The sequence below is a fragment of the Caulobacter sp. GW821-FHT09B11 genome (assembly GCF_059418205.1).
Genome location: NZ_JBWKPK010000013.1, coordinates 51,394 through 70,937 on the forward strand (window position 1 = coordinate 51,394; position 19,544 = coordinate 70,937).

Consider the following 19,544-nt stretch of genomic DNA (forward strand, 5'->3'; position numbering starts at 1 on the left):
CGGGAATGACGGGAGGATAGGATTAGGGCGACGCCGGCCGCGGCGGCGGCGCCTCGTCCGGATCCTCGCGGCCCAGCTCGTCGGCGGCGTCGTTCTGCGAGACGTGGGTCGCCGCCTTGCCGCGAGCCTTGCGCGCCGCGCGCGGCTCCAGCCGCAGGGCCGCCCTCGCGTCCTCGCCCTCCTCGCCGAACAGCCCCCGCAGCCGCACGTCGCGCTGCGGATAGGGGATCTCGATGCCGGCCCCGCGCAGGGCGTCGTCAATGGCCCAGGTATAGGCCGCGAAGATCGCCGCCGGCCGACGCACGGCCTCCACCGTCGGCCAGACGATCAGCTCGAACTTCAGGGCGTGCTCGCCATAGCCCACCAGCCACACCTGGGTGCGGCGCACGGCGTCGTCGGCGCTGGTGAAGGGCACGCTGCGGGCCGCCTTCAGCACCGCCTCGCGCACCGTCTCCTTGTCGACCCCGAAGGCGGTGACGAAGGGCACGCGGATGCGGCGGGTGGTGTTGCGCAGGGTCCAGTTGATCACCTGGTCGTTGACCAGCACGGAGTTGGGCACGATCACGTCGGTGGCGTCGTTGGTGCGGATCCGCGTGGCGCGCGGCCCGATCTCGTGCACCACCCCGCGCGAGCCGTTCGACAGTTCGACGAAGTCGCCCACCGCGATCAGCCGCTCGAACACCAGGCTGACGCCCGAGGCGAAGTCCTTGATCACCCCCTGCAGGCCAAGCCCCACGCCCACCCCGACCGCGCCTGCGAACACCGTCAGCGAGGTCAGGTCGATGCCCATGGTCGACAGGCCAGCCAGCAGGCCGACCAGCACCAGGCCGTAGGTCGTCAGCTTCTCGACCACATACAGCGACGAGGCGTTGTCGGCCGCCCGCGCCCGCAGCCGCCGCAGCCCCGCCGCCGCCAGCCGCGCGGCCAGCAGGGCGGCGATGACGATGACGATCCCGGCCCCCAAGCCCCCCACCGTGATCGCCGACTTGCCGAGCTTGACCAGCTCCAGGGCGTCCAGGCGTTGCAGCGGGTTGTCGGTCATGGAGGGGAGTTTGAGCGCGGGCAGTAGCCATCTTCAAGCCCCGGCGGGCCGTCACAGAAGGAACCTCCCCCATAGGGGGAGGTTCTCGCGTGTACGGGCTCGGTCTCTGTTACCGCCCCACCATCGCCAACCCGGCCTCCGCATACCGCTCGCCCTCGACCGCCGTCTCCGGCACCGCCGCGGCGATCTTCGCCAGGTCGTCGGCCGACAGCGCCACGTCCACCGCCCCGATGTTCTCCTCCAGCCGCGCGACCTTGGTCGTGCCGGGGATCGGCGCTATGTCCGGTCCCTGGGCCAGCAGCCAGGCCAGGGCCAGTTGCGCCGGCGTCACGCCCTTGTCGCCGGCCAGTTCGACCAGCGCCTCGACCAGCGACTGGTTCTTGGCGATCGCCTCGCCCTGGAAGCGCGGCAGGGTCGAGCGGAAGTCGTCCTTGCCGAAACCGTCGCCGGCCTTGATCGCGCCGGTCAGGAAGCCCCGGCCCAGCGGGCTGTAGGGCACGAGACCAATGCCCAGCTCGCGGATGGTCGGCAGCACCTGGGCCTCGATTCCGCGCGTCCACAGCGAATACTCGCTCTGCAGGGCCGCCACCGGCTGCACCGCATGGGCCTTGCGGATCGTCGCCGCCCCCGCTTCCGACAGGCCGAAGTGCTTGACCTTGCCCTCGGCGATCAGGTCCCTGACCGTGCCGGCCACGTCCTCGATCGGCACGCCGGGATCGACGCGGTGCTGGTAGAAGAGGTCGATCACCTCGACGCCCAGGCGCTTGAGCGAAGCCTCGGCCACGGCGCGGATGTTGTCGGGCCGCGAATTCACCCCCCGCATGCGGGCCGTGCCCGTCTCGTCGGGGGCGATGTCAAAGCCGAACTTGGTGGCGATCACCACCCGGTCGCGGAAGGGCTTGAGGCCTTCGCCGACCAGCTCCTCGTTGACATAGGGTCCGTAGACCTCGGCGGTGTCGAAGAAGGTGACGCCCAGGTCCACCGCCTTGGCCATCAGGTCGAACATCGCCTGCTTGTCGGGCGCGGGACCATAGGCCCAGCTCATGCCCATGCAGCCGAGACCGAGGGCCGAAACCTCCAGGCCGTCGCCGAGTTTGCGCGTCTTCATGGGCAGCTCCTTTTGCGGGAAATCGGGATCACGGCGTCGCCGCGACGGCAGGGAGATGGGCCTTGGCGGGCGAAACGATAACCGCTTGCGGTCTCAACGCACTCCTGAGCATCTCTCAGCAATGTCGCCCCGCCCCCTGCCCGACCTCGCCGTCTTCGCCCTGGTGGCCGAGCGCCGCAGCTTCCGCGCCGCCGCCCAGGCCCTGGGGGTGACGGCCTCCGCGCTCAGCCACGCGATCCGCAATCTGGAGACCCGGCTGGACGTCCGCCTGCTCAACCGCACCACGCGCAGCGTCGCCCCCACCGAGGCCGGCGAGCGGCTTCTGGCCAGGCTCGGTCCCGCCCTGGCCGACATCGACGCGGCGCTCGACGAGATCGCCCAGTTCCGCGACCGCCCCGCCGGGCGTTTGCGCATCAACATCGCCACCACGGCGGCCCGCATGCTGCTGGCCCCGCGCATCGGCGGCTTCATGAACGCCTATCCCGATGTGCGGGTCGAGATCGTCTGCGAGGACGCCCTGTCCGACATCGTCGCCGGCGGCTTCGACTGCGGCGTGCGGCTGGGCGAGCGGCTGCAGGCCGACATGATCGCCATCCCCTTGAGCGGCGAGCTCTCCCAGGCCCTGGTCGCCACGCCCGACTACATCGCCCGCCACGGCGCCCCCAAGGAGCCCGAAGACCTGATGAGCGGCCACCGCTGCCTGCTGGTGCGCCGATCCTCGGGCGCGCCCTATCCGTGGGAGTTCGAGCGCAAGGGCCGCCTCGTCGTCGTCACCCCGCCCGCCTGCCTGCTCACCGACAACGGCGCGGTGCTGCTGGAGGCCTGCAAGGGCGGGGCGGGCCTGGCCTTCCCGTTCCGCGAAGCCGTCGCCGACGACATCGCCGCCGGCCGCCTCGTCTCGCTGCTGGAAGACTGGTGCGAGCCATTCCCCGGCTTTTTCCTCTACTACCCCAGCCGCCGCCAGCTCTCCCCGGCGCTGCGGGCCTTCATCGACTGGATGCGGTTCTAAGCCCCCCAACGCGCGACAAGGTTTACGCGCTGTTCACGACTCGCCTTCATGTTGAGCTTGAAAACTCGACACGCGCAGCACGCGCACCGGTGAGGACTTCCATGGTCACGGCCGTCGCTCCCTCCCCCTACAGCTACGACCCCGTGGCGCACGCTCAGGCGAGGCTGCCGGGGCTGCGGCGTCTTTACGAGTTTGCTCACGTGTCGTTCGACGAGGCCGCCTATCTGAAGCAGGCCCAGAACCGCAAGGACATGTACGCCCAGGCGGCGGGCGCCTACGAGCGGCGCGAAGCCATACTGGCGCAGGCCGAGACGTCCATCCAGGCGCTGAACCTTCCGGAATATGTCGAGCCGGCCGTGAAGGTGGACCTGTCCCCGGAGGCCAGGGCGGCCCTGGCGAAGGACGCCGCGCAGAAGCCTGCCGAGGCGTCCGACGCAACGTCCACGACCACGGCGCTCGCGGCGCCGGTCGAGACCTACCCCAAGGGCTCGCTGGCTTCCGAGAACAACCAGATGGCCACTGGCATGGCCAAGGCCGCGCGCAACAACATCGAGATGCTGGGTCTCGACATCAGCATGGTCAACGGCGGCGTCTGGATGCTGAACAACACCGAACGGTTCGACGACCTGCGCGCCCGGGGGATGGGCGGCGAGGTCGACATGATGGTCTATATTTCCGAGAAGTGGATCAACAGGGGCCTGTCCGGCCTGAACGCCACGCTCCGCGGGATGAACAGCCGGTTCGAGGTCACGGGCGCGCCGCTCTACCGCACCACCGAGGGCAAGCTGAGGATCGGCGACTTCACCCAGTCGGCCGGCGAGGCCGGCTGGTCGGTGTCGGTGCGCTCGACAGGCGAGGCTGTCGCCATCGCCAACGGCCGCGACGTGAGCGACCAGGTCGACGACAGCTCCGCATGGGGCTTCCGCTGGTCGGATGTCATCGCCGCCCGCAAGGCCCGGGACGCCGCTCTCGCGGCCGAAACCTCGAAGACGGCCGCGATCGGGACCACTGCGCCTGCGAGCACGGCCTCGGAGACCGCCGCCACCCTGGCCGTTCCGGTCAGCGCCGCCGCCTCGACCGCGGCGGTCGCCCTGGCGACCCTGAGCAACGTCGGAAAGACGGTCGACCGCTCGATCTGACGGCTCTCGCGAAAATTCGCCTCGACGATGTCGGGGCGGCGGGCGTTCCTTCGTCCTCGGGAAGACGCGGCGACCAGGCCGCCAGCCAGGAGGACGACGCCATGCCCAAGATCACCCCGTTCCTGTGGTTCGACACCCAGGCCGAAGAGGCCGCGAACTTCTACGTCTCGATCTTCCCCAATTCGAAGATCCTCTCGGTCAACCGCTATCCCGACGACGTGCCGCCGCCGGCCGGGCCGGGCGGCTCGGTGTCGACCGTCTATTTCGAGCTCGACGGCCAGGGCTTCACCGCGCTGAACGGCGGCCCCCACTTCAAGTTCGACGAGGCGGTGTCGTTCACGGTCGACTGCGACGGCCAGGCCGAGGTCGACCGCTACTGGGACGCCCTGCTGGCCGGCGGCGGCCAGCCCTCGGCCTGCGGCTGGCTGAAGGACCGCTACGGCCTCTCCTGGCAGATCACCCCGCGCCAGCTGATCGAGCTGACCACCGGCCCCGACAAGGCCGTCGCCGGCCGCGTCTTTGCCGCCATGATGCAGATGGTGAAGATTGACGTGCCCACCCTGGAGAAGGCGGCCCGAGGCGAGGCATAATTTAATCCGGGTAATATTGACTCTAATTTTTATCCGGGCGAATTAGGCGGCGCGCTTTTCAGGGAGCCGCCGCCCATGTCGTCCGCCGCCTCGCCCGCCGTCTCCTCAGTCGCCCGGATCCCCGCCGTCGCCCGCGCCCTGCGGACGGCGTTCGCGGCCGACGCCGTCGATTCCGAGACGCGGCTCACCGGCGGCCTCTCCGGCGCCGGCAGCTGGCGCATCCGCGTCGGCGGCGTCCCCTATGCGCTGCGCATCGACACGGCCCGCGACGCCGTCCGCGACCCCGCCCGCGCCCAGGCCTGCCAGCGCATCGCCGCCGAGGCCCTGCTCAGCCCGCGCCTTCGCTGGGCCGACGCCGAGGGCGGCGTGACGATCGTCGAGTGGATCGAGGCCCGGCCCCTGTCGGACTTCCCCGGCGGCGGCGGCGCCCTGGTGGACGAGCTGGCCCGCACCGTGCGCCTGCTGCACGAGACGCCGGCTTTCCCGCCACTGGCCGAGTCAGGACTCGACTATCTGGACGCCCTCGAAGGCCTGGTGCGCGGCCTGCTGGCCCGGCCGCTGCTGACGCCGGCCGCCCGCGAGGCGGCGGCGGCCCTGTGGGACGGACTGGTCACCGCCAGCCGCGCGGCGGGGTGCGAACCGGTCTCCAGCCACAACGACCTCAATCCCCGCAACATCCTCAGCGACGGCGCCCGGCTGTGGCTGATCGACTGGGAGTCGGCGTTCCTGGCCGACCGCTATATCGACCTGGCCGCCGTCGCCAACCTGTTCGCCCCCGGCCCCGAAGCGGCCGACCGCTTGCTGGCCGCCTATTTCGGCGCCCCGCCGACCGACGCGCAGCGCGGCCGCCTGGCCCTGGCGCGGCGGGTCAGCCACCTGTTCTATGCGGTGATGTTCCTGACCGCCGCGGCGAACGAGCGCCCGGACGCCCGTCCCGCCGAGACGACGCCGGCCCGTCCCCTGGCCGAACTGCACGCCGCCCTCTGGGCCGGCGAGCCGCTGCTGGACACCTGGGACGGCCGGGTCGAATACGGCCTGGCGCGGCTGGCGGCGGCGGCCTAGGCGCCGCCTCAGGCCTTCTTGACGAACTCGGTGCGCAGCACGAGGCCCTTCACCTTGTCGACATTGGCCTCGATCTCTTCGGGGTCGCCGGTCAGGCGGATCTTCTTGACCAGGGTCCCGCGCTTGAGGGTCACCCCGCCCGAGCCCTTGACCTTCAGGTCCTTGATCAGGGTGACGTTGTCGCCGTCGGCCAGGATCGCGCCGTTGGAGTCGCGGGTTTCATCGGACATGGAAGGTCTCCTTCAGCGGCCGGGCGGCGCGAAGGCGAAGCCCATACAAAAGTTGCGGGCTTTCTAGGATGCGGCGGCCGAAGGCGTAAAGGCCCCGGCCGCCTTTTCCTGCTTTGTCTGCTCCCTACTGCGTCTTCAGGAACTCGATCACCGCCGCCCGCTCCTGCGCGCTGAGGGCCGGACCGACCACGCCCTTGGTCCCATCGGGAGCGTCGCGGAACTCGTGGCCCTTGTTGGAGCTGCCCTTGACGCTGACGTCCAGCTTGAAGGCCCCGCGCGGGCAGGCGGCCTTGACGTCCAGGCCGACGGCCTTGGGGTCGTAGGCGCGGTTGCCCAGGCAGAAGCTCGACGGACGCTCGCCGGGCGGCCCCAGCAGGGCGTGCAGCGACGGCACCGAGCCGTTGTGCAGGTAGGGCGGCGCCGCCCAGATGCCGTTCAGCGGCCGGGCCTTGTAGGCCGGCGGGGCCTGGATGCAGTTGGGGCGGTTGCCCTTGTCGGCGTCGGCCTCGACGCTCTTGATCGGCGTGCCCTCGTCGACGTGGAACTTGTCGACCACGAACTGCACCGCCGAGGCCAGCGCCTGGCCGAAGGTCATGTCGGTGGTCGGCTTGGTGGGGGTGGTGAAGCAGGTGACGCCGGTGTTCGGATCGGTCACGCCGGGCTGCAGGCCCAGGGCCAGCGGCGTCTTGATCTTGCGGGCCGACAGGATCTCGGCCTGGCCGGGATCGGTGCCCACCACGCTGAGCGGGATGATGTTGACCTTCAGGTAGCTCTCGCCGTGCTCGTTGGCCGTGGTCCACAGCGAGGGGGTGTAGAGCGCCTGGTTCGGATCATCGACCGGCGGCAGATGGCAGCCCTGGCAGCGCAGCGCGTAGACCTTGCGGCCCGCCTCGGCCTTGGCGATGTCGATGCGGCCCAGCACGTCCTGCGGCCACTTCGGACCCGACAGGCCCTTGAAGCCCCGCACCCGGCCGTCGGGCTCGCGCTCCAGCGGGTTGGGGCCTTCGATCTGCTGCTCCATACGCGCCAGGTTGCCCACCGGCACCGACGAGTCCCACAGCTTGTGGGGCTGGTCGTAGGTGGTCATGTTCACCCGCGCCAGCACCCCGATCGCCTCGCCGACATTGCGGATGGCCGGCTGGCCGATCGAGCCGTCGTACTGCGCCCAGGTGAACCATGGCGTGGTCCACAGGTGCGGATACTTCACCGGCGCGCTCAGGGCCGCGTAGTTGACCAGCGGATCGAAGGTCGCCGACTTCACCGGCAGCAGATTGACGTAGAACACCTCGTTGCCGATGCGGTTAAGGGCGTCCAGGCGGTTGAAGCCCTCGGGCACGCCGTCGCGCTTGTCGATCTCCGACGTCGCCTTGGCCGCCGCGGCCAGGGTCTTGATCGTCGCCTTCAGGTCGGCGTGCAGTTGCTTGCGCTGGGCCTTGGTGGCTTTGGGGCTGAGCACCCTGTCGGCGAAGGAATTGAAGCGCCAGGGCAGCACGTCGGTCAGCAGCAGGGCCGCGCCCAGGGTGCTGGTCAGCTGGCCCAGGCTCGAGGCGGCGTTGCCGCCGTCGATGCGCAGGGAGACGCCGTTATATTCCAGGTGGCCGGTGTGGCAGGCCGCGCAGGTCAGGCCCACCTGGTCGGGCAGCATCTTGCCGGTGGTCGGGTCGGCATAGGCCTTGGTGATGGCGAAGCCCACCGGCATGCCGGCCGGATTGAGGCCCTTGTTGCTTTCCACCGAGGCGTCGGCGGGCACGCCGCCGATCTTGTGCTTGTAGCCGTAGGCCTTCTCGCGCCAGCCGGCGGGCCCCGCCTGGCCGCCGCCCGACGGCGGGCTGGGGATGAAGCCCAGCTTCTGCATGTAGCTGTCGTTGATGAACAGCTTCTCCTTGCCGGGCAGGATCTTCGGCTCGGCCACGGCCACGAACCAGGCGTAGGGGATCGGCAGGGTCGAGGTGCCCTGGGTGGCGTGGTGGAACCAGTAGCGGTCGCTCTCGCTCCAGCCCTGGTCGAGCCAGCGGGCCTCGCGCACCGGCTGGGCCGGCGGCAGCGGCGGCTCGACGAAGGACAGGACCTTCTGGATCCCGATCCCCACCGCCACGAAGACGACCAGCGCCAAGATCCACAAGGCGGCTTTCTTGAATCCCGACATCGACGTTCCCCTCCGCGACGCACCCATAAGAATGCAATTTTGAGGACTCATCAACATGGGATACAATTTCTGGAAGTGACGCGCTTCGCCCTCTCGCGGCGGGCGCGTCTCGGGGCCGCTTTTTTCAGAACAACCAAACCCGCCAAGCCGAGGTCAAAGATGGTCGATGTCGCAGCATCATCGTTCCTGGACGCCTATGACGCCGCGCAGCAGCCGCAGCAGAAACTAGGCCTGCTCTATCAGTGGATCGCCACCAAGCCCTTGGCTTTGTTCAAGGAATTGCGAACCCGGCGACCGATCCTGGTCACGCCCGGCGGGCCGACGATCCTGGCGATGTTCGCCGACGTCGAAGAGGCCCTGACCCGGAACCTGCAGTTCACGGTCAAGCCCTACGCGCCCAAGATGGACCCGGCCGTCGGCCCGTTCATGCTGGCCCGCGACGGCACGGTCTTCAACCAGCGCGACAAGAGCATCATGCGCGCGCTGATTCAGCAGGCCGACCTGCCCAGCGTGCGCCAGACCGTGGCCAAGATCGGCGCCAAGCTGATCGCTCAGGGCGCCTCGCCCGACGGCCGGCTGGAGCTGGTCTCGCAGGTCACCCGCCCCGGCCCGATCGCCCTGACCGGCCAGTACTTCGGCTTTCCGGGGCCGGACCTGACGGCGATGCTGCGCTGGTCCTACGCCACCCAGAACGACATGTTCCACAACCTGACCGACGATCCCAAGGTCCATGCGGCCAACATCGCCGCCGGGGCCGAGATGCGATCCTACCTCGAAGACTTCCTGCCCCGCCGCGCCAAGCAGGTGAAGGCCGATCCCAAGCTCGACGACGTCGTCTCGCGCATGCTGCGCCTGCAGACCCCGCCGCAGATCGGCTTCGACCAGGGCCGGATCCTGTCCAACACCATGGGCCTGCTGGTCGGCGGCATCGAGACCACCTCGGCCGCCATCGTCCAGGCGATCGACCAGTTGCTCGACCGGCCCGACCAGATGGTCGCCGCCAAGCGCGCGGCCCAGGCCAATGACGACGCGACCTTCGACGCCATCTTCTGGGAAGCCCTGCGCTTCAACCCGATGGCCCCGTTCGTGGTCCGCCTGCTGGTCGAGCCCTACACGATCGCCGCCGGCACCCCGCGCCAGACCACCCTGGCCGCCGGCACGGTGGTGTTCGCCAGCGTCGCCTCGGCCATGCACGACGGCACGGTGGTTCCCGATCCGGAGACCTTCAAGCCCGGCCGCCCGGCCTATCACTATCTGCACCTGGGCTTCGGCGAGCACCGGTGCCTGGGCGACCAGGTCAGCCTGATGCAGGCCCCGGAACTGGCCAAGCAGATCATCAAGGCCGGCTTCTGCAAGCGCGCGGCCGGCGCTGCGGGCCATCTCGACTTCAAGGGCGGCCCGTTCCCGGAAAGCCTGGTGCTGACCAAGTAGGCGAGTTGCGGGGGCCTCGCGGCTCCCGCATCCCCCTCCCGCGGCGTTGGGGGCCCGCTGGCGTGCGCCCCGCCGCCCAGGGCCTCGAAACGCCCGCTAGAGGATGATGTCGCCCGGCGGGAAGCCGCGGTGGTCGCCGTCGAACAGGATGACCATGTCGGCGAGCGTGTCGCCGTCGACATAGAGGTTCATGGTCGTCTGGTTGGTGGTCTCGTCGTAGATCAGGACAATGTCGCCGACATGCTGGGCCGTGGCCCCCAGGTGGAAGGCCTGGTCGCCGCCCAGGGTGACGTCGGCGTCGATGGCCGACAGGTCCAGCCAGTCGTGCGCCGTCCCCGGACCACTCGAATGGGTGAAGTCGACGATCCGGTCGTTGGCGCCCAGCACGCTATCCTGCGCGATCGAATAGGCGAAGATGTCGCTTCCCTCGCCGCCGGTCAGCACGTCGGCCCCGCCGGCGCCGATCAGGTAGTTGCCCCCGTCGTTCCCGGTCAGCACGTCGTCGAAGGTCGAGCCGATCAGGTTCTCGATCGAGACCAGGGTGTCGGTCCCCGCGCCGTAGGTGTTCTGGTCCTCGAGGATACGCAGGTCGACGCTGACGCCCGAGGCGGCGCTCAGATAGACCGCCGTGTCGCTGCCGGCAGCGCCGTCGAGGGTGTCGTCGCCGTCGCCGCCTTCGAGGAAGTCGTTGCCGCCGCCGGCCCAGAGGCTGTCGTTGCCGCTGTCGCCGACCAGCAGGTCGGCCCCGTCCAGGCCCTGCAGCAGGTCATGGCCGGAGCCGCCGAGCAGGGCGTTGGAGCCGCCGTCGCCGGTCAGCACGTCGTCGAAGTCGGAACCCTCCAGGCCCTCGATCGCGGTCAGGGTGTCCAGGCCCTGGCCGGTGTCCTGGGGTCCCGAAAGACCCAGGTCCACCCTCACGGCCGTGTCCGAGGAGGCGTAGGAGGCCACGTCGATCCCGCCGCCCCCGTTCAGCACGTCGTCACCGGCCGCGCCCTCCAGCAGGTCGGCGCCGTCGCCGCCCGACAGGGCGTTGGCGCCGGCGTCGCCGATCAGCACGTCGTCGCCGGTTCCGCCGATCACGTTCTCGACGTTGCGGATGGTGTCCTCGGCCGCGCCGCCGACATGGACGGTGGTGTTGGAGGAGCCGTTCAGCGTCACCTCCACGCCCAGGGTCTTGTCGGCGTAGGAGACGGTGTCGACGCCTTCCTCGCCGTTCAGCAGGTCGGCCCCGCCGCCGCCCGACAGCCAGTCGTCGCCCTCGGCCCCGCTCAGGGTGTTGGCGCCGGCGTCGCCGGTCAGGACGTCCGCGCCCAGCCCGCCGAACACGTTCTCGATATTGCGCAGCGTGTCCTCGGCCACCCCGCCCACATAGACGGTGGCGTTGCTCGCGCCGTTCAGGGTGACGACCACGGCCTGGGTCTTGTCGTCATAGACGGCCGCGTCGACGCCCGCGCCGCCGTCCAGCACGTCGGCCCCGCCCAGGCCCCACAGGAAGTCGTTCCCGGCCCCCGTGGTGATGATGTCGGCGCCCTGGCCGGCGTGGAAGGTGATGCGCTCGACATTGGTCACCGAGCCGCTGGCCACGCCTCCGACCCGGATGACGTTGACCGCGGCGCTGTTGCTGTTGTCGAACTCGATCGCGCCGGTGCGGTTGTTGTAGAACAGGATGGCCTGGTCGCTGCCGGCCCCGCCGTCGATCGTGTCGTCACCGCCGTCGACGTTCTGGTGGACGCCCGTGGACGGCGCGCCCGGCGTGAGCATCGCCCCCGGCGCGACGCCGTTCATCAGCACGTCGTTGCCGTCGCCGCCGTCGAGCAGGTCGTTGCCCCGGCCGCCGATCAGCACGTCGTTGCCCAGGCCGCCATGCAGGCGGTCGGCGCCGTCCGCCGTCGCCAGGTCGGCGTCGTCGCCCAGCAGCAGGTCGTTGCCGTCGTCGCCGTACAGTTCGTCGTCGCCGCTCAGCCCTTCGATCCGGTCATGGCCGTCGCCGCCGTGCACGAGGTCGCCGCCGCTGTTCACCTCGGCCAGGTACAGGGTGTCGACGAACGACGGCGACAGGGTCTGGACCAGCAGATGCGCCCCGTCCGGCGACAGCACCGCCGAGACCGCGCCATTGCCGCCGATCCCGTTGACGGCCTTGCCCGTGACCCGGGTGATCTCGCCGGTGGCCAGGTCCTTGAGGAAGAAGTCGGCGACGGAGCCGTTGGTGTCGCCGGGCGTCAGGTTGTCGGCGTTGCTCTGGAACAGCACCTTGGTCCCGTCCGACGAAAACGTGGCCTTGCCCAGGTAATAGCCGTTGGATTGGCCGCCCGTGGCGCTGGTCGAGACGCGGGTGACCACGCCGGTGGCCAGGTCCTTTACGAACAGGTCGGCGTAGCCGTTGGTGTCGCCGGCGACCAGGTTGTCGGCGTCGCTCTCGAACAGCACCTTGGTCCCGTCGGGCGAGAACACCGGATTGCGCGACGAGTTGGAGCCCGCGGTCCCCGTCCCGTTGGTCGAGATCTGGGTGACGACGCTGGTGTCCAGGTCCTGGATGTAGAGTTGGGCGTAGCCGTCGGCGCCGGCGCCCAGGTCGGCCCAGCTGGCGAACACCACCTTGGTCCCGTCCGGCGAGAACGACGGGCTGTAGGCGTCGCTGGCGACCAGGATCACGTCGCCGCTCTGCAGGTCCTTGATGTAGACGTCGTTGTCGCGCCCCTGCGGCACGGCCGTGAACAGGATCCGCGTGCCGTCGGGCGAGAACTTGGCGTCCGCCACCTCGAAGTACTGGCCCAGGTCGACGCTGGTGACCACGCCGGTGTCCAGGTCACGGATATAGAGCGGCCCCGGCGCGTCCGGCTCGCTGTAGTCGGGGCTGATGAACAGCAGTTGCGAGCCGTCCGGCGACAGGGCCGGGCCATAGCTGGTCCGCTCGGCGGCGAAGCCCGCGCCGTCGGTCGCCAAGCTGAGGGTCTGGGTGGCGACGTCCAGGATATAGACGTCGACCCCGTAGTTGGGATCGTTGGGGACTAGGCCGATGCCGGCGCTCTGGAAATAGACGGTCGCGCCGTCGGGCGACCAGATCGCCGCGATGTCCTGGTATCCGATCGAGGAAACCAGCGCGACAGGCGCGGTCTCCTCTGTGCCCGTCAGCAGGTCGTTGCCCGCGCCGCCCGTGATGATCGCCATCAGTTCCCCACAAGACTGCCCGGGACACGCGACAGGCCTCGTCCAGAGCGTCGCGCCCTGATGTCGAGAGCGGCCGATGCGCCGGATCGGACGTCGAACTCGCTTCCGCGAGGTCGCGACCAGACCACAACCTTGGGGCAATGACAATGCGGAGCACTATCGGATTCAGCGCATCGGAAATCCGGCTCCGCGCGAGGAAACCCGGCCTACTCCTTGCGCCCCAGCGGGTGCTTGGTGCGCACCACCTCGGCCAGGTGTTCGCCGGCGACGTGGGTGTAGATCTGGGTGGTGCCGATGTCGGCGTGGCCCAGCAGGGTCTGGATGACCCGCAGGTCGGCGCCGCCTTCCAAGAGGTGGGTGGCGAAGGCGTGGCGCAGCACGTGGGGGCTGACCTTCTCGCGGTCGATGCCGGCGGCGATCGCCGCGTCCTCCAGCAGCTGTGAGACCCGGCGCCCCGTCAGCCGCCCGCCCTTGCCGCGCGAGGGAAAGAGCCACGGACTGGCCTTCTGGCCTTTTAGCAGAAATTGCAGCCTTCCCTCCAAATAGGCCTTCACCGCCGTGCGGGCCGCGTCGTTCAGCGGGGCCAGCCGTTCCTTGCCGCCCTTGCCCTTGACCATCAGGAAGGCCGGGTCCCGCGCCAGGGCCGACAGCGGCAGGGCCAGCAGCTCGCTGATCCGCAGGCCAGAGGCGTAGAGCAGCTCGATGATGCAGGTCAGGCGCAGGCCCTGGGCGCCGTCCTTGGCCGAGGCGGCGGCCAGCAGGGCGTCGATCTCGGCCCGCGACAACACCTTGGGCAGCGGCCGGCCGGCCTTGGGCGCGACCACCCGGCGGGAGGGGTCGTCGGCCCGCCAGCCCTCGCCCAGGGCGAAGCGATAGAACTGCCGCACGGCCGAGCGCCGCCGGGCGGCCGTGGCGGGCGACAGGCCGCGCGCGCCGAGGTCCTGGAAATAGGCCTCGATCGCTTCGGCGTCGGCGGCGTCGAGATCGTTGCCCGTCCGCCCCAGGAAGCCCCGGGCGTCGGCCAGGTCCTTCTCGTAGGCGCGCAGGGTGTTGGCGGCGGCCGCGCGCTCGACGGCCATCATCTCCAGGAAGGCCTCGACCCAGCCTTCTGCTTTCCCGCTCATTTCTTCTTCACGGCGGGCTTGGCGGCGGGTTTCGCGGCGGCGGCCTTCGGCGGGGCCGGCGCCGCGGGCAGCAGGCCCTCGACGGCGATCGCCCGGGCGTCGGTGGCCAGGCCGGCGCGGTTGAGGGCCGAGACGATGCGGGCGCGATCGCCCGCCGACGGTCCGGCGACGCCCGCCTCGGTCGCCACCGACAGGGCCAGCAGCACGGCCTCGCCCTTTCGGCCGGCGGCGGCGGCGCTGTCGAGCAGGGCCAGGCGCGCGGACAAGGCGGTCGACTTGCCGGCCTCGAAGCCGGCGAAGGTCGCGCGGTCCTCGGGGCTCAGCACCCCGCCCAGGCCTTGCAGCACCAAGGCGGCCGGCTGGGCCGGCGACTTAGGCCCGCCCGCCGCGCCCAGCTCCACGAGCCGGTCCAGCGCCTGGTCGGTCGAGCCGCCCGACGCCGCCGCCAGGGCGGCGTCGAACAGGGCCAGGTCCTGCGGGCCGACGCCGGGGATGGCGTCGGCGGTCATGCCGCCGCGGATCGCCTGGGCGGTCTTGAGGTCGCCCGCCGTCAGGGCCGCGCGCAGGAACAGCGCCTGGTCGATCGGGCCTCCGGCCGTGGCGGCGGTGGCGATCAGCGGCGCGGCGGCGCGGGCGGCGGCGGCGTAGTCAGCCCCCGGCCTGGCCGTGCGCAGGAAGGCCCAGTCCGAGGCCTGCGCCGCCGCCACGTCGGTCGGGGCCGGGGCGATCACCTGGCGCAGGGCGGGCGAGGCCGTGGCGGCGGCCGCCGACGTGCGGATGTCCAGCGCCAGGGTGGTCGACAGGGCGTAGTTGATCCCGCTGCTCAGGTCGCCCGCGCCGGTCGCCGGCGTCTTGGCCAGCAGGGCGGTCATCAGCCGGGCATAGGCGGGATCCTTGCCCTGCTGCTGGGCGAGGTTGAAGGTCAGCTGGGCCTGGTCGAGCTGGCCCGCGCGCTGCTGGCAGAAGGCCCGCAGGCGCAGCCAGTAACCGGCCCCGCGATCGACACTGAGAGCGTCGGCGATGGCGCAGGCCCGCTCGTCGTCGCCGCGAATGAGGTTGGCCTCGGCCGCGGCCATGGCCAGGGCGGCGTTCTGGTCGAGGCCCGGCGTGCGGTCCAGCACCTGCTTGGCGCCGGCCGCCTCGCCCAGGGCGACCAGGGCGAGCGCCCGCGCCCCGCCCATCGCCGGATCGTCGCCCACGCCCTTGGGCGCATGGGCCCCGGTGGCCAGCACCCGGCGGGCCAGCTCGGCGAAGGCCGGCGACAGCGGCCTAGTCGCCAGGCTCGGCAGGATCTGGCGCATCAGCTCGGGCGAGGCGTCCTTCCACAGGTCGCCCGGCAGGCCCGTCTCGGCGGCCGGCGTCGAGAACAGGTCCGGCGGCGCCAGGGTGGTCACGGCCACCGTGGCCTCTTGGGCTTGGGCGGAAACAACGGCGATCACCGACAGGGCGGCGGCGAGCAAAAGCGAGGAACGCGGGGAGAAAGCCATGCCCCCACTATGGCAAGGAAGCACGGCGGGCAGAAGACGGTCCGGCGGCCGGAAGGGGGCGCGGACGTAACCTTGGTCGTCCAGAAAGGCTTGCGAGCCGCCGAATTTGGGTCCAATTGCGGAAATGTACAGCTTACGCAGCGTGAGCTTGAGCCTTGGGGGGCTCCAACGTCCGGTCGGACGGGAGTGGTCGAGCAGCGCCGATCATCCGCAGGAGATCCCGCCGAATGCCCCTCTCTCCCCCCGATAATCGCCTCGCGCCCCTCGCCAGGCTGTGGCTGCTGCTGCTGGGCGCGGTCATCCTGGCCGCCGGGCTGTTCTTCCTGATCGGCGGCGGCAAGCTGCTGGCCCTGGGCGGCAGCCCCTACTTCCTGGCCGCCGGCGTCGCGCTGGCCGTTTCCGGGGCGCTGATCTGCCGGGCCAAGGCGAGCGGCGCGCTGCTGTTCGGCGTGGTGTTCGTGCTGACGGTGCTGTGGGCGGTCTGGGAGTCGGGCTTTGCGTTCTGGCCGCTGATCTCGCGCCTGCTGGCGCTCAGCGTCGGCGCGGCCGTGGTGGCCTTCTCCTATCCGCTGATGGCGCGGGCCAGCGGCAAGTCGCCGGCCCTCGTTCCGGCCCTGGCGCTGGGCGCGGTGCTGGCCGTGGGCTCGGCCGCCGGCTTCGCCAGCATGTTCGTCGCCCATCCCACCGTGACCTTCGCCGGCGCGGCGGGCGGCCTCGTCCCGGTCGATCCGGCCAAGGCCCAGAAGAACTGGGAGGCCTACGGCAACACCCCCGGCGCCAGCCGCTTCGTGGCCCTGGGCGAGATCACCCGCGACAACGTGAAAGACCTGAAGGTCGCCTGGACCTACCGCACCGGCGACGTGGCGGTCAGCGACGGCAACGGCGCCGAGGACCAGGACACTCCGCTGCAGGTCGGCGACACCGTCTACATCTGCACGCCGCACAACAACGTCATCGCGCTGGACGCCGACACCGGCCGCGAGAAGTGGAAGACGATCATCGACGCCAAGGCTTCGGTGTGGATGCGCTGCCGGGGCCTGGCCTATTTCGACGCCGGCGCGCCGCTGGCCCAGCCCACCGTCACCGGCGCGACGCCGGTGCTGACGGCGACCGTGCCCGAGGGTGCGCCCTGCCGCCGCCGTATCCTGATGAACACCATCACCGCCGTGCTGATGGCCTTCGACGCCGACACCGGCAAGGCCTGCGAGGGCTTCGGAGCCGGCGGCCGCGTCGACCTGAAGGCGGGCCTGGGCGACGCGCCCGACCCGCAGTACCAGTTGACCGCCGCCCCGACCCTGGCCGGGACCACCATCGTGGTCGGCGGCCGCATCGCCGACAACGTCCAGGTCGACATGCCCGGCGGCGTGGTGCGCGGCTTCGACGTCGTCACCGGCGCCCTGCGCTGGGCCTTCGACCCGGGCGATCCGTCGGTCACCAAGGACCCGCCGGCCGGCAAGACCTACGCCCGCTCGACGCCCAACGTCTGGTCGTCGATGTCGTACGACGCCGCCTCCAACACCGTGTTCATGCCGGTGGGCAGCGCCTCGGTCGACCTCTACGGCGTCACCCGCAGCGCGCTCGACCACCGCTACGGCGCCTCGATGCTGGCGCTCGACGCCACCACCGGCCGGGAGAAGTGGGTGTTCCAGACCGTCCACAACGACCTCTGGGACTTCGACGTGCCGATGCAGCCCAGCTTCATCGACTTCCCCAAGGCCGGCGGCGGCAGCGTCCCGGCCCTCGTCTTCGGCACCAAGGCCGGCCAGCTCTATGTGCTGGATCGCACCACCGGCAAGCCGCTGACCAAGGTCGAGAACGTGCCGGTCAAGGCCGCCAACATCCCCGGCGAGCCCTACGCCCTGACCCAACCCAAGTCGGTCGGCATGCCCCAGATCGGCTCCCAGACCCTGAAGGAAGCCGACATGTGGGGCGCCACGCCCTTCGACCAGCTGCTGTGCCGCATCGCCTTCAAGGGCATGCGCTATGAAGGGCTCTACACCGCCCCGGGCACGGACAAGTCGCTGAGCTTCCCCGGCTCGCTGGGCGGCATGAACTGGGGCGGGCTGTCGACCGACCCGACCACCAACACCATCTTCGTCAACGACATGCGCCTGGGCCTCTGGGTGGAGATGACGCCCCAGGCCGCCAAGGCCACGGCCGCCAAGGCCACGGCCGCCGCCGGCGGCGAGGCGGTCAACACCGGCATGGGCGCCGTTCCCCTGAAGGGCACGCCCTATTCGGTGAACAAGAACCGCTTCCTGTCGGTGCTGGGCATCCCCTGCCAGGCCCCGCCCTACGGCACCATGACCGCCATCGACATGAAGACCCAGAAGATCAAGTGGCAGGTGCCGGTAGGCACTGTGCGCGACACCGGTCCGCTGGGGATCAAGATGGGCCTGCCCATGCCGATCGGCCTGCCCACCCTGGGCGGCAGCCTGGCCACGCAGGGCGGCCTCGTCTTCTTCGCCGGAACGCAGGACTACTACCTGCGGGCCTTCAACTCGGCGACGGGCAAGGAAGTGTGGAAGGCCCGCCTGCCGGTCGGCAGCCAGGGCGGCCCGATGAGCTACCGCTCGCCCAAGACCGGCAAGCAGTACGTCGTCATCACCGCCGGCGGCGCCCGCCAGTCGCCCGACCGCGGCGACTACGTCATCGCCTACGCCCTGAAATGAGCGGGCGCCTCGAACGGCTGAGCGCCGCCGCCGGTCTGGCGGCGGCGCTCCTCGCCTCGTCGGCCCTCGTCTCGTCCGCTATGGCCGAAGAGCGCGCCACCCTGACCGGCGACTGGGGCGGCGTCCGCACCGACCTGGCGCAGGACGGGATCGCCTTCCGGGGCGACTACGTCTCGGAGACCTTCAGCGCCATCGACGGCGGCCTGCGGCGGGGCGGCGGCTACACCCAGCAGATCCGCGTCGGGGCCGACTTCGACCTGGAGACGCTGTCGGGCTGGTCGGGCGCCATCGCGCACCTCACCTTCAACGACCGGCGCGGCAAGGGCGTCTCGTCCGACGTGGTCGGCAACCGCCTGCCGATCCAGGAAGCCTATGGCGGCCAGTATTCCCGGCTGACCGAGCTTTCCATCGAGCAGAAGCTGGACGGCGGCCGGCTGAACCTGCGGGCCGGCTATTTCGCCATGGGCAACGACCTGGGCGGCATGGCCATCGGCTGCAACCTGGTCAACGCCGCCTTCTGCGCCCACCCGCTGTCGATGTCGGGCGACAGCGGCTGGTACAACTACCCCAACGCCCGCTGGGGGCTGGCCGTGCGCTACGCCGTGCGGCCGAACCTGCTGGTGCGCACCGGCGCCTACCAGGTGAACCCGTCGCTGAACGACAAGGCCAACGCCTACAGGCCGTTCGCCTCGGGCTCGACCGGAGTGATGCTGCCGCTGGAGGTCGAGTACGACCGCGGCGCGGCCTCTCACAATTCTGGGGGCGGGATGCCGGGCCACTACAAGCTCGGCGCCTATTACGACAGCTCCCGCGTCACGCGGCAGGGCGAGACGGGCAAGGTGAAGGGCCGCTATGGCGTCTACCTGCTGGCGGACCAGATGGTCTGGCGCCAGGGAAGCGGAGGCTGGGGTCTGTCGCTGTTCGGCCAGGTCACGCTCAATCCCAAGGCCTCGGCCCCGATCACCCGCTGGTACGAGGCGGGCCTCGTGCAGACCGGAACCTTCCCCGGCCGCGACGCCGACACCATCGCGCTGGGCATCATCCACGCCCAGGTCAATCCGCGCCTGCGGCAGGCCCATGCGGACGCCTCGCCGACCCTGGTCGACTACGACTCGCTGCCGGCCGGCGAGACGGCGATCGAGCTCAGCTACGGCTGGCAGGCGACCCGCTGGCTGACCGTGCGGCCCGACGTGCAGTACATCATCGACCCGGGCGCGTTCGGCTATCGCGACACGCCCAACGCCCTGGCGGTGGGCGTGCAGCTGAAGGCGCAGTTCTGAGGCGGGTCCCCAAGCCGAGACCGCCTGATCCCCGCCCTCTCCTCCTCCCGTCATTC

General features: G+C 70.6%; 14 protein-coding genes. 7 read left to right on the forward strand and 7 right to left on the reverse strand.

Going from position 1 to position 19,544, the window contains the following annotated elements; translation table 11 throughout:
• Positions 1–22 precede the first annotated feature (22 nt).
• On the reverse strand, positions 23–1,042 hold the full coding sequence (locus AC07N1_RS11650) for a mechanosensitive ion channel family protein (RefSeq protein ID WP_494671966.1): 1,020 nt from the start codon (positions 1,040–1,042) through the stop codon (positions 23–25).
• 109 nt (positions 1,043–1,151) lie between these two features.
• Positions 1,152–2,150: an aldo/keto reductase gene (locus AC07N1_RS11655; protein WP_494671967.1), complete on the reverse strand. Its 999-nt coding sequence runs from the start codon at positions 2,148–2,150 to the stop codon at positions 1,152–1,154.
• A 121-nt stretch (positions 2,151–2,271) separates the two neighbouring features.
• Between AC07N1_RS11655 and AC07N1_RS11660 the strand changes: the two genes are divergently transcribed.
• From AC07N1_RS11660 to AC07N1_RS11675, 4 genes are all read left to right on the forward strand, one after another.
• Positions 2,272–3,159 carry a LysR family transcriptional regulator gene (locus AC07N1_RS11660; RefSeq protein WP_494671968.1) on the forward strand — a complete coding sequence of 296 codons (888 nt, stop codon included), beginning with the start codon at positions 2,272–2,274 and terminating at the stop codon, positions 3,157–3,159.
• A gap of 101 nt (positions 3,160–3,260) precedes the next feature.
• Positions 3,261–4,298, forward strand: coding sequence for a hypothetical protein (locus AC07N1_RS11665; protein WP_494671969.1), 1,038 nt, complete (start codon positions 3,261–3,263; stop codon positions 4,296–4,298).
• A gap of 101 nt (positions 4,299–4,399) precedes the next feature.
• Complete coding sequence (locus AC07N1_RS11670) at positions 4,400–4,888, forward strand: VOC family protein (RefSeq protein WP_494671970.1); 489 nt, start codon at positions 4,400–4,402, stop codon at positions 4,886–4,888.
• Positions 4,889–4,963: 75 nt separating this feature from the next.
• Positions 4,964–5,950 carry a phosphotransferase gene (locus AC07N1_RS11675; RefSeq protein ID WP_494671971.1) on the forward strand — a complete coding sequence of 329 codons (987 nt, stop codon included), beginning with the start codon at positions 4,964–4,966 and terminating at the stop codon, positions 5,948–5,950.
• Between the two features lie 8 nt (positions 5,951–5,958).
• Here AC07N1_RS11675 and AC07N1_RS11680 read toward each other — a convergent pair whose 3' ends face one another.
• Together AC07N1_RS11680 and AC07N1_RS11685 are read right to left on the reverse strand one after the other, a co-directional pair.
• A complete protein-coding gene (locus AC07N1_RS11680; protein WP_492853755.1) occupies positions 5,959–6,180 on the reverse strand; it encodes an alkylphosphonate utilization protein in 222 nt (73 codons plus the stop codon).
• Between the two features lie 124 nt (positions 6,181–6,304).
• Entirely contained in the window at positions 6,305–8,326 is a 2,022-nt protein-coding gene (locus AC07N1_RS11685) for a di-heme-cytochrome C peroxidase (RefSeq protein WP_494671972.1), read from the reverse strand.
• 159 nt (positions 8,327–8,485) lie between these two features.
• On the opposite strand from AC07N1_RS11685, the gene AC07N1_RS11690 reads away from it, so the two are divergent.
• Complete coding sequence (locus tag AC07N1_RS11690; protein WP_494671973.1) at positions 8,486–9,757, forward strand: cytochrome P450; 1,272 nt, start codon at positions 8,486–8,488, stop codon at positions 9,755–9,757.
• A gap of 96 nt (positions 9,758–9,853) precedes the next feature.
• On the opposite strand, the gene AC07N1_RS11695 is transcribed toward AC07N1_RS11690, so the two are convergent.
• The 3 genes from AC07N1_RS11695 to AC07N1_RS11705 all read right to left on the reverse strand — a co-directional run bounded on the left by AC07N1_RS11695 (position 9,854) and on the right by AC07N1_RS11705 (position 15,536).
• Positions 9,854–12,925, reverse strand: coding sequence for a M10 family metallopeptidase C-terminal domain-containing protein (locus AC07N1_RS11695; RefSeq protein WP_494671974.1), 3,072 nt, complete (start codon positions 12,923–12,925; stop codon positions 9,854–9,856).
• 206 nt (positions 12,926–13,131) lie between these two features.
• A complete protein-coding gene (locus tag AC07N1_RS11700) occupies positions 13,132–14,049 on the reverse strand; it encodes a site-specific tyrosine recombinase XerD (RefSeq protein ID WP_494671975.1) in 918 nt (305 codons plus the stop codon).
• On the reverse strand, positions 14,046–15,536 hold the full coding sequence (locus AC07N1_RS11705) for a hypothetical protein (protein WP_494671976.1): 1,491 nt from the start codon (positions 15,534–15,536) through the stop codon (positions 14,046–14,048). Before AC07N1_RS11705 ends, AC07N1_RS11700 begins: the two co-directional genes overlap by 4 nt.
• Positions 15,537–15,763: 227 nt before the next feature.
• Between AC07N1_RS11705 and AC07N1_RS11710 the strand changes: the two genes are divergently transcribed.
• Both AC07N1_RS11710 and AC07N1_RS11715 read left to right on the forward strand, forming a co-directional pair.
• Positions 15,764–18,208: a membrane-bound PQQ-dependent dehydrogenase, glucose/quinate/shikimate family gene (locus tag AC07N1_RS11710; protein ID WP_494671977.1), complete on the forward strand. Its 2,445-nt coding sequence runs from the start codon at positions 15,764–15,766 to the stop codon at positions 18,206–18,208.
• Complete coding sequence (locus tag AC07N1_RS11715) at positions 18,205–19,488, forward strand: carbohydrate porin (RefSeq protein ID WP_494671978.1); 1,284 nt, start codon at positions 18,205–18,207, stop codon at positions 19,486–19,488. The genes AC07N1_RS11710 and AC07N1_RS11715 overlap by 4 nt, the downstream gene beginning before the upstream one ends.
• Positions 19,489–19,544 lie beyond the last annotated feature (56 nt).